Consider the following 11,729-nt stretch of genomic DNA (forward strand, 5'->3'; position numbering starts at 1 on the left):
ATTGACAATAATACCTTTTTTATAGGAATCGGCGGGAAGTCTCCTTTTTACATATTCTTTTCCGGTATCTGCTTCCAGTCCGTCCGGATAATTGATTTCCCCGGTACGTACCTGCCTGATTATCCTTTTGTCCACAGGGTCCCTTTTGGGCAGGGTTGCTCCTGCGTTTTCCAGGACGTATTCATAGGCTTCCCTGGCGGACATTTTGGTGTAAAAGGGAACATCAAAGGGTTTGTCCTGTTTCATGTAGGCAAAATGCTCCGGCCATTCTTCTTTAGGCGACCCGCCCAATTGTACCCCGCCATTCCAGTTGTCCCTGGTTACCCCGGGATTTCCTTCCACGAAATTTCCATTTACATAGGCACGGCCGTAGGTTTTGGGATCGAGCCATCCGGATTCGGGTTTCAGTACCCGGTAGCGTACATCGTCATCGGGTGTTATGGGGCCTGGTTTATAGTAATTATTAATGATGTTGTACATGGAGCGGTAATCCCCGCCGTCTACGGAACGGTTCCACCAGTTGAAAAGTACGTTATTGACAAAGGTAAAATCGCCATACATTCCGATGGAAGGATTCCGCGCTACGTTATTGGCCCAGAGATTTCGCAGAAACGAACTATGCATGCCCCCTATGGTACTTCCGAAAGCGTGATTGTAAGTATCCAGTCCTTCTGAAGAAATGGAATTCTGAATGGTTATATTGGCTGTGGGAAGTTTTTGCCGCTCGGAATTTTCGTTGGGCTTGAACATATTCCTGTACATGGACATGTTTTCGTCCAGACCCCAGCTTACGGAACAATGGTCTATGATGATATTTCCCATCGGGCTTCCGCCCAGGGCATCGTCTCTCCGGGTGACTTCGGTTTCGCCCCTTCTGAAGCGCATATGCCTTATTATTACATCGTGGGTGTCCACGGAAAAGGTTTCTCCTGCCACACAGACACCATCTCCGGGAGCGGTCTGGCCTGCTATAGTTATATAAGGGGCCCTGACGCTGATGGGGGTTTTCAGCCTAATGATACCGGACACATTGAAAACCACAATCCTGGCTCCCCCGGCCTCACAGGCTTCCCTGAGGGTCCCGGGACCGCTGTCTTCCAGGCTTGTTACTACATAGACCTTACCTCCTCTTCCTCCGGGTGTAAAGGCTCCACCGCCCTCGGCCCCGGGGAACGCCGGAATATCAGCCTTTATGAAATCGCCCGGGTACGCCCCCCAAACTACATAAGGCCTTCCTTCTTTTCTTTCTTTTTTAATAACCGGGAACACTTCTTTTTCCCATTTTTCAGCCAGTCTTTCTTCTTCTGCCTGCATCATGGCATCGGTTCTTGCCTGTTCTTCCCCGGGTATTTCGGGATACTGCGCATGGGCCTGAAATACCGTAAATACGGAAAAAGCAACTATTGAAACAATTCTAGACTTCATTTACTGATATTAATTTTGACGGGAGCCGGAAACCAACGGCTCCCACCGTGCATAATTTATTATTTTGTATATGCTGCCAAACCGTTTTTTTGTTCTGCAAGCACATCTTTATTGTTTTCCAGATTTTTCCAGTCTACTTTTCCGGTGGGGTCTATACCGTTTATGTATTTCTCGATATTGGTGTATCCGTCCCCGTTCATATCCTTGTTTGCATCTGACGGATCATTAGGGTCCAGTCCGTATTTTTTTTCCCACTTGTCCGGCATACCGTCTTTATCGGAATCTTTGTATGGTTTTCCTTTATAATCAGGGTACCCTCCTACCTGGGCAATATCGGTTATGATCCCCTGCTTATAGGCATCGGGAGGGAGCCTTCTGTGTTCGAACTGGTAGAAAGATTCCGGATCGAGCCCTTTTACATATTCCGGTTTCCCGGTTTTTACGGTACGGACCACCCGTTCGTCTACGGGGTCTCTTTTGGGTAATGTAGCTCCTACATTCGATAATACGTAATCCTGTACCTTTTCGACCGGTAATATGGTCATGTACGGCATGGGCATGGGCTCCTTAGCCCTCATATAGGGGAAATATTTAGAAGCTTCTTCAAAAGTCATTAAATCATCCTTTCCGGCCATTTGCACACCTCCCGCCCAGTTATCACGGGTCACTTTCGGATTTCCTTCTATGATATTTCCTTCTACATAACATCTTCCGAACACAAGGGAGTCCAGCTTACTACGTCCGGATTCGGGTTTAAGGATACGGTAACTTACAGGTGATTCCAGGTCTGTTACCGGACCGGGCTTATAGTAGTTATTGATGATATTATACTTGGCCTTGTAATCTCCTCCGTCGGTGGTACGGTGACTCCAGTTGAATACGATATTATTTACAAAATTGAATATGCCATTCCATCCTATAGACGGGTTCCTTCCGGCATTGTTAGCCCATAAGTTACGCATAAATGCGCAATTTTCCCCTCCCAGGGTACTTCCCAGGGAATGGTTGTAGGTGTCCAGTGCTTCGGAGAAAATACTGTTCTGGATAGTTACGTTTACCGTACCGAGCTTTTCATCTTTATAATCGGCCCCGGGACTGTACATATGCCTGTATATAGACATATTTTCGTCGAGCCCCCAGCTGGCGGAAACATGGTCTATCATGATATTTCCTACGGGGTTTCCTCCTATGGCATCATCTCTCCGCCCTACAAAGGTTTCTCCCCTGCGGAAACGCATATGGCGGATAACGACATCGTGGGTATCTATCCATACGGTCTCTCCGGCTACGCAGACCCCGTCGCCCGGAGCGGTCTGCCCTGCAATGGTTATATAGGGGGCACGTATAATAAGCGGGCTTTCCAGCTTGATGATCCCGGCTACGTTAAATACGATAATCCGTGCTCCTCCCTGTTCACAGGCCCAACGGAGTGTTCCGGGGCCCCTGTCTTCGAGACTGGTCACTGTATACACTTTGCCGCCGCGACCACCGAAACTGTACATCCCACCGCCTTCTGCCCCGGGAAACACGGGGATATCTGCCTGGGGCAGGTCATCGGGCCGGAATGCCCAGGGAATATATGGTTTTCCTTCTCTTGCTTCCTTTTCTACTACTGGCAATGCTTTTTCCCAGGCTTCGTCCGATCGCCTGAGCGCTTCTTCTTTGATCGCTTTTTCTTTGGCCCTGTCTTCTTCCGTGAGTTTCGGATACTGCGCAAAAGCCACTAATGAACAGGCTATCAGTAATAGTGATAATGCAATTTTTTTATGGATCATAAATTAGGTGTTTTCGGTTTTTTACAATTAATTCGATGACTATTGTGCTTTTTATAAAAGTAATGGATAAGGATGTTGCTCGGTTAAGATCAGGTATCCTCTATACGGAGGTCAATAACCTTGATCAATCTGAATATATGTCCCTTCTTCTACAACGGCACCATACCAGGTAAAGCTATCGTTCCTTGCCCGGAAATGGTAGTATGTAGGACCGCACACTCCGAAATCAAAGCCGGAGGGAAAATAACCACTGTCAAATTCTATGTCATAAGTACCTTCCGGAATGACCCCCAGTACCTGGGATTCAAAATTGTCGTCATTCGTAGTAAAAGTATAGGTACCGTTACTTCCTGTAAAGGTTATTATCCAATTATTATAGTTTCCGCTATAGGGTAATATAATCCCCAGTTCTACAGAATTTTGTGCAGAAATGGAGGTGAATCCACCGGATAAAAAGAAACACACTAAACTGAATAGCACAATAGCTCTTTTCATAGTTATATGATTTAAGATTTGCAAAATTCTTACTGTTATATATATTGCCACGGACTAAGAAAAAAGGTTGGTTTTATTGTTTTTTCCTTTCACCTCCGACAATATATTTATCTACACGAACTTATTCTCTTACCGGAATATTTTGGTTCGTTTATCCTTATCCACTACTAAAAACCCGATTTTTATCGGTTATCTATTCTCTATAATCGTAAGTTCCGTCTGCTCCGGAAGCATCCTTCCAGCCTATGGTTTGTTCCAGCCAGTCATTTTGTGTCAAAACACTGCTGTTCAGTCCCTGGATGTAATAATTCTGCTTCCAGTCTATCTGAACGGGATCTCCGTTAACATTATCCATAGGAGTTATCAGTTCTTCCAGGACAAAATTATCGGTATAAAAACCGGCCAGTTCCTGTAATTGCTCTTCAAAATCACCGGCATCGGGATCTACAGAAATATCTTCGCGCATACCGGCCAGGGGGTCGTCTGCGACAGACACTCCATTATATTGCAGGAAATGCCCTGTTCGCTGGGTACCGTTAATAGGCTCCATTCCGAGCACGGCACAGGTGTTATTTCCTGCCGAAGCATCATCGTTATACAACATCCAGCGCTGTATGTCCCAGAAACGCTTTCCTTCATAGGCGAGTTCCACCCTGCGTTCGTACAGACAGGCTTCGATAGCTTCGTATTTACTGCCCAGCGTACCGATCCCGTAATTATTGGCAGACGGAATACCTACCCGCTGTCTTACTTTACCGAGATAGGCGGTACAGTTACCCAGGTCCCCTATTCCGGCGTAGCATTCGGCAATATTCAGCAATAATTCGGCATAACGGTATTCGAAAATATCTGTTCCTGAATATTCGAAACCGCTTTCACCGGTCACATTCTTATTGGTCATTTTGCGGACAAACGCAGGACTGGATAATTGGTTATTATCGCTGAAATGTGCTTCATCATTACTGTCTAACCAGCGATATGCCCATACGACAGATTCCGGATCTTCTTTATACCCCCATTTTCTGCCGGAAAAGGCAAAGGTTCTGTAAAACCTGGGGTCTCTATTGAGAAAGAAAAGAAAATCGTCATATCCGTTTGCGGCGGTAGGCCTGGAACCGTCGGCCATAGGGAACAAATCGATCATTTCTTTCGGGGCCGATTGTCCTCCGCCACCATCCTGACTATTTAATCGAATATTCTGCTCCCATGAATTGTTCAGATAATTACTCAGGTTACCGCTACCTAAAAGCTGTACGGTAATAGCCTCGGAACAGAACGAATTATCTACCAGGAACATTTCTTCCCAGTCTTTTGCGGAACTTCCGTATAATCCGTATCCATCTGCAGTTAACTGGCTTTCTGCTTCCAAAGCGGCCTGTAGAGCTGCTTGCCAGCGTTCACTACTATCCCAATTGCTGTTGAAAAGCGGGCTGGCATAGGTAAGCAATACCCTTGCTTTCTGAGCCAGGGCTGCTCCTTTGGTAAAACGTCCGTAATCTGCCGGTTCCCAGTTTTCCGGTAACAGGCTTGCGGCCATATCGAAATCTGCTACTATCTGCTCCACCACTTCGGTAACACTTGCGCGGGGAAGTTTTATACTTTCGTCGGTTGCGGATGGTGTTTGAACCTCGGTTACAACGGGCACACCTCCATAGACACGCATCAGATCGAAATACTGCAATGCCCTCAAATAATACATTTGCCCTTTGGCCCGGTTGCGGAACTCTTCGTCCAGCTTTTCTCCTTTGATATCTATTTCCTCCAGAAACGCATTACAATCTCTTATCCTGTGATAAGGTTCGTTCTTTACTTTATCTTCCAGTCTGGTACCGTAATAGCCAGAAGCATCGTCAGCATTAAAAAAGGTGAGGGTTGGATTTATCAGATCCTGCATTCCTCCTATTTCTTCGGTCATACCGGAATTTTCAGTCTTATAAGATCCTACTACAGTAGATGATGGCGAAGTAAAGGCTGCGAAAAAATCGTAATATACATTATCAATATATGCGGTAACCCGCTCCTCACTTTGGTAAAACGTATCGTCGTACTCTCCGTAGTTTTTCATGTCCTCCAGAAAATCATCACTGCAGGAAACCCCTGCTACCAAGAGAAAGATCATGCTTACATATGTGTTTATATTTGTTTTCATAATTATTTTCCGGTTTAAGTTAGAATGACACATTTAGATTAACCGTCCATGTTCTGAGTGTGGGATAACTGACATAGGAGTTATCATACATATTCCGGTAATTATCAGGATACGGATTATTCAAAAACCAAAGATTGTTCCCTGTTACACCAACGGTAAGCCTGTTTATAAAAACCTTGGACAGGAACTCTTTGGGAAGTTCATACCCTACGGTAAGGTTTCGTATGGCACATGAAAAAGTATTTAATTTCCAGAAATCTGATGGCTGTGCAACATAATCGTAAAAAGCCAGGTTAGGATATTTTCCATCCGGATTATCGTCCGGATCATACATATCTTTCCAGTAACTTTCATGTGCCCACATGTTGTGCGATGAAGATGTTCCCTGCTTAACAATGTCCACCATACGAACTCCTCCCCAGGACGTCTGAATCTGGGTCCTTAGGTAAACTGATTTGTAGGCCATTCCCAGGTTTGTAGTGAAGCCGTAGGTGCGGTTCTTTTTCACCAGTTTTACATAGTCCAGGTTTTCTGTAACCTGTCCGTCCGGGCCTGCCTGTGTGCCGTTTTCCGTATCGAACTGGCCTCCTACATCTTTATAGGCCATCATTCCTTTGCGCATGGCATCCATAGAATTAATATCAAAATACATAGGGTCTACCCCTGCTGCTGCCGCATTTTCGGAAAGATAGCTCCAGTATCTTTGTATATCTTCATCGGTACGTAAAATACCATCTCCCGTAGACGTTTCTTTCCAGGTCTCCATTCCCCAGACCGGGAAGAAAAGTGATGCTCCTTCCTGTGTTATGTTATTAGACGGGTGCTGAAGGGCCTGTTCCGGGTATTTTTTGACTTTGTTATTGGAGAATCCGAAGTTGACCCCTACGTTATAGGAAAAATCATTCGTTATATCGTCGCGCCAGTTTACACTAAACTCCGCTCCCCAGGCATCCACTGCCGCAAAATTCTGTTCAGCGAATCCACCACCTACAGAAATAGGGACTCCCGCAGCACCTGCCATACCCGTAAGCATATCCGTGGTCCTGTCATAATAAAAATCAGCTGTAACCTGTAGCCTGTTGTCCAGGATATTGAAATCCAGTCCCGCATTATGTTTTAGGGTGTTATCCCAGCCTACATTTCTGTTAGGGTTTACTTTAGGCGAGAGTCCGTTCCCTAACATTCCACCATTCTCGCCAAATTGAAATCCCTTGTCGGTATACAAATCATAATACTGCATCCATCTCCAGGCCTTGATATTATCTTTTCCAGTTTTACCTACGGAATAACGTATCTTCAGGAAATCCATCCAGGGTAAGGCATCCACGAACCAGTTTTCTTTAGACATGATCCACCCTAGCTGGAGGGAAGGAAAGAAGCCCCAGTAATTTTCCGGTGCAAATTTCGTAGAAGCATCACTACGGAAAAGGAACTGGAATAAATATCTCGATTTGTAACTATAATTAACCCGGCCGAGATAAGAAAGGGTTCCGGCTTCTCCTTTGTAGGAGGTGGAGTTATTGGATAGTTCTCCTGCCGTTTCATGCGTACCCAGATAGTCAGCAGATGTATTTTCATAGGCCAGACGCGTACTCTTATAACTGGATTCGGCACGTTCCATGGATACCATGGCACTGATATCATGATCTCCGAAAGTCCTGGCATAATTTATAAAGAAGTTGGCTTGGGTACTTTTACTGTTATAATTATTGTAATAAACGCGTGAATTACGTTCGTTGGTCTCTATCTTATAATCCGAATCTCCGGCAGCACTGGCGAGGTGACGGCCTTCGCTATTGTAATTGGTAATCCTTGCCAGCTCATAAGGCAACTGAACCTGCTCGGTATATGTGGAATTTTCATTCCTGGAGAATGTACCCTTTACGGACAGCCCTTTAATAAAAGGAACCTTATAGGTCAGGGACACATTAAAATTATACATAAAATCTTCTTCCGTTTGCTTTGATCCGTTATTCAGTGTGGCGAAGTAATTCCATCCTGCAATGGTACGATTGGAATTGGCACTTCCAAGATTGCGGTCCGTACGCGGAAACGGTGACATCCAGTAATCTTCTCCTTCTACAGTTGTATGCCAGGGAATGTACCTGGGCATATGCAACAGATAGCCGTAGTCTGCCTGCTCTCCTCCTCCGGCTTTGGAGCCGTAGCTGCTGTCGTTGATATTTGCAGCAGCCTTCGTAAATGATTTTTCCACACTCCCGGAATTTCCGGAAACAGAGGCTGACAGATCAAAACTTTCCGAGATTTTGGCATCTACACCGGTACGGAAATTCCATTTATCATAATCCTGTTCTCCCAGATTTGATCCTTGTGTAAAGTAGGTAACCCCGGCAAAGTAAGTTGCTTTCTCGGTTCCCCCGCTTACACTAAAGGAATGTCGTTGTTGTCCTGCTGCAGACCATGCCTTGTCCAGCCAGTTATAATCGAGACTCCTCATTTCATCCAGTTCTTCAGCGGAAAACAGGTTTCTTCCTTCATCGTCCCGGTTGTCTGCTTTCAAAAACCTGTTATGCCAGATGCCATATTCATAAGCACTCATGGTTTTACTGTGACTTACGGCATCGTTAAAAGAAAACTGGCTGTAATAGTTAAATGTGGGCTTGCCGATCTTTCCCCTTTTTGTTTTTACTACTATGGCCCCCTGGGATGCCCGTGCACCGTAAATTGCTGCCGAACCGTCCTTTAGAACGGTAATGCTTTCTATTTCCGAAGGGTCTAAGCGATTAAATGTCTCCAGGGTAGGAAGCCCTGTTTCCGGATCTACCTGTATCATATCATCAATTACAACCAGAGGCAGTGATGTACCTCCGTCTTTAGAAAATCCGAAAGTCTGCCGGATCTGAAGGGTTGCGGCCTCCCCGGGACGTGTAGATCCCCCGGATACGGATAGTCCCGGTATTTGTCCCCGTAAGGACTCGGAAAGATTGGATACGGGAAGGTCCCGGACCTCATCCGGATTGATAGTTCTGATAGCGCCCGTAAGGTCTTCTCTTTTCTGGGCACCATATCCTACCACCACAACTTCGTCAAGCTGGGCATTGTCTTCTTCCATAGTAATGTCTATGTTCAGATTTTCACCGACCACATGCTCTACGCTTTTCATTCCTATATAGGAAAAGCGTATAATATCTCCTTCGGAAGCATTTATCTCAAAACTTCCATCCATGTCGGAGACAGTTCCGTCATTGGTGTCCTTGATCAAAATAGTAACCCCCGGCAGCGGTACACCCATAGTATCCGTTATCGTACCGGAAACTGTAGCCTCCACCCTGTCCTGGGCATAGGCAATAATGCTTCCAAGGAGAATCAACATCGTCAGCCACCTTTTTATACATTCGTGTTTCATTGGTTAATGGTTTTAGTCAGTTAATCAAAATATGTTACTTATTACCAGGTGATTACGCCTTGTAATCGATTGCATTTTAGTGTGGTTTTTACATTTATTTTAACAGTCATAACAAGAGTTTTCGCCTTGTATCTCCGGAAACCTGTCTAACTTTCCAGGAAAAAGCGATTTTTGATAAGTATTAATTTGATAATTATACCCCTCTAAAAATGTAGAGTAGTCAAATGTCAGCAGTTATTTTTAATAAAGTGTCCTGTACTGTACTGCTTTTTTTAATTTTTATGTTAAAACTCACATAGCCAAAGCCCTATCGAATACAGGTACCGGAAAGGCATATCAGGAAAGATCGGGGGCATGACCGGCTTTTCAGAAAACCGCTACCTGTAGGGCATCCACACACGCATTTCCCCTTCTCCCCGGTTTCCCCAGGCAAAGTAGGGTATGAATTGTAAGGGCACGATACTTGCTTCTTTCCGGAGAGGGCGGTACAGGGATTTTACCCATTGCCCGGATGCTTTGAGATGGCCGGGTGCCTTTAATGCAATGACAGGCCTTCCTTCTATGGAATAAGGCACAAGTTCGAATTCTGCATTGCTGTCCAGTTCCACTGCGCTGATACTTTTTCCTCCCGGTACCCCGGCGGATTCCAGGCAGTATACCACCGGTCCTCTCTGAACAGCAACCTGGCCGGCAGTCTCTTCCACGAGAGGGTTGGCTTCCATGAGGGTTACAGGCATGGGGAGGTCGAGGACAATCTTATCACCCTTTTTCCATTTGCGGTTGAGTCCGGCATAGGTACCGGGCAACGCCTGCTCCGAAACCTTCCGGCCGTTTATCCGTATTTTCGGGTTTTTACTCCACCCGGGAATCCGGAGAAAAATACCGAAAGGATGAGCGGGGACTTTTTCCACTGTAACGGTAATCTTCCCGCTCCAGGGATAATCGGTCTGCTGTTCCAGAACTATTCCGGAGCCATCTGCCAATGTGGTTTCCAATCGGTTGCTCCCATACAGGTTGATATAAATCCCTTCCTCGGACGAACTGTAGGCATAGTCGCCGACCTCGGCCAGTGTACGGGTTATATTGGGCGCACAGCAGTTAGACAGGGCTATGTATCCCTGCCTGGTATTCCCCCAGCGTTGTTCAAAGGGCAAATCACCTGAAACCGATAGCGGATTGGTATATAAGAATTCTTTTCCCTTCAGGCTTATACCGGATAAAACACTATTGTACAGGGCAAGTTCTACAATATCTGCATACTTGGCATTGCCGGTGACCTGTAACATACGCCAGTTCCACAACACATTGCCTATATTGGCACAGGTTTCGTTGTGTGCGGTGGCATTGGGCAACTGATATGGCCGGCCATACGCCTGGTGAATTTTTTGAACTTCGGCAGGATCGTACGAGGTGCCGTCCGGGGACACCCCATCGTAAAGGGCACCACAGGCCCCGGTTATATACATCTTACGGTATACCACGTCCTCCCAGATGGATTGCAGATTATCCAGGAGAGCCTTTTCTCCGGTCTCCGCATACAGATCGGCCACACCAGCGTAGAGATAATTGGCCCTGACCGCATGACCCATCGCATTTTTCTGTTCCCGGAACGGGATACGATCCTGGTTGTCATCGGTCCCATCGTGGGTGGTGCCGCGAATGTCCACAAGATTTTTGGCCAGTTCCAGGTAACGGGGGTCTTTGGTAGTACGGTACATTCCCACTATTCCCATATAATGAGACGGGCAAATAGCATTCCTCGCCAGTTCGGGTGATGCCTTTCTGTAAAAATCGTAGAGATAATCGGCTACTCCTCTGGCCACATCCAAAAAGTTGTCTTTTCCGGTCGCCCTGTGGTGCACACAGGCAGCTGTCATTAAATGTCCCATATTGTATTTCTCAAACCCAAGCTGCTTTTGCAGTTCTTCTTCCCCCAGGGTGCCCCAGCGTTCTTCTATAAGAACCGGTGTATGTATATAGCCGTCTTTGCGTTGTGTCTTTGCAATAAGGGCTATGGCCTTGTCCAGCTGCTCATCAAGGGCAGCATCGCCCGTAGCGGCATACATGGCTGCCATACCTTCCATAATCTTGTAAAAATCACCGTCATTAAATGAAGGCCCGTCATGCTTACCCTTCAAAAGGCCCGCTGCTATTTCAAAATTGCGATAGGCATGTGTGGTCTCTGCATCGTGGTAGAGGTCCCACATATACGGTAAGGTACTGTTCTTCGCAATATCGAACTGTTCCTTCCAGAAACCACCGGTCCAGGACACATCGGCCAGACCTGCTCCACGTAGCCGGGCATAAGGGCTTTCGGAGGTATTTACCAGAGATTTGTCCTGGGCTGTGATTCCCTGAAATATGAAGAGTGTTATGATGTATAATGCTTTTCTGTGTGTTTTCATTGTTGTTGATTTGGTTACTGGTTACTGGTTCCAGGTTTTTTAACTTAATAATCCCTCCCCACTACGAACTATCATTCATCCAGCAGATTCGGCGCTAGGCAAGTCGGTGGCTT

At 46.0% G+C, this 11,729-nt stretch carries 6 protein-coding genes; all 6 read right to left on the reverse strand.

Annotation, left to right across the window (positions count from 1 at the left end; translation table 11 throughout):
* Positions 1-1,425 (reverse strand): pectate lyase family protein (locus ED312_RS07495; RefSeq protein ID WP_123215393.1); only part of this gene is annotated, 1,425 nt, incomplete at its 3' end.
* A gap of 59 nt (positions 1,426-1,484) precedes the next feature.
* Entirely contained in the window at positions 1,485-3,200 is a 1,716-nt protein-coding gene (locus ED312_RS07500) for a polysaccharide lyase (protein ID WP_123215394.1), read from the reverse strand.
* A gap of 111 nt (positions 3,201-3,311) precedes the next feature.
* A complete protein-coding gene (locus tag ED312_RS07505; protein WP_123215395.1) occupies positions 3,312-3,695 on the reverse strand; it encodes a hypothetical protein in 384 nt (127 codons plus the stop codon).
* 193 nt (positions 3,696-3,888) lie between these two features.
* Positions 3,889-5,844 (reverse strand): RagB/SusD family nutrient uptake outer membrane protein, encoded by a 1,956-nt coding sequence (locus ED312_RS07510; protein ID WP_123215396.1) that lies wholly within the window; start codon positions 5,842-5,844, stop codon positions 3,889-3,891.
* A 19-nt stretch (positions 5,845-5,863) separates the two neighbouring features.
* The gene (locus tag ED312_RS07515) at positions 5,864-9,211 is read right to left on the reverse strand and encodes a SusC/RagA family TonB-linked outer membrane protein (protein ID WP_123215397.1); all 3,348 of its coding nucleotides are present in this window, start codon (positions 9,209-9,211) and stop codon (positions 5,864-5,866) included.
* Positions 9,212-9,588: 377 nt separating this feature from the next.
* Positions 9,589-11,616 carry an aceric acid hydrolase gene (locus ED312_RS07520; RefSeq protein ID WP_123215398.1) on the reverse strand — a complete coding sequence of 676 codons (2,028 nt, stop codon included), beginning with the start codon at positions 11,614-11,616 and terminating at the stop codon, positions 9,589-9,591.
* Positions 11,617-11,729 lie beyond the last annotated feature (113 nt).

Source organism: Sinomicrobium pectinilyticum, from assembly GCF_003725735.1.
Classification (GTDB): Bacteria; Bacteroidota; Bacteroidia; order Flavobacteriales; family Flavobacteriaceae; genus Sinomicrobium; species Sinomicrobium pectinilyticum.

Excerpts from the sequence above, each read along its gene's own strand:
- ED312_RS07500 (WP_123215394.1), bottom strand. The coding sequence starts at position 3,200 with ATGATCCATAAAAAAATTGCATTATCACTATTACTGATAGCCTGTTCA.
- ED312_RS07505 (WP_123215395.1), bottom strand. The coding sequence starts at position 3,695 with ATGAAAAGAGCTATTGTGCTATTCAGTTTAGTGTGTTTCTTTTTATCC.
- ED312_RS07510 (WP_123215396.1), bottom strand. The coding sequence starts at position 5,844 with ATGAAAACAAATATAAACACATATGTAAGCATGATCTTTCTCTTGGTA.
- ED312_RS07515 (WP_123215397.1), bottom strand. The coding sequence starts at position 9,211 with ATGAAACACGAATGTATAAAAAGGTGGCTGACGATGTTGATTCTCCTT.
- ED312_RS07520 (WP_123215398.1), bottom strand. The coding sequence starts at position 11,616 with ATGAAAACACACAGAAAAGCATTATACATCATAACACTCTTCATATTT.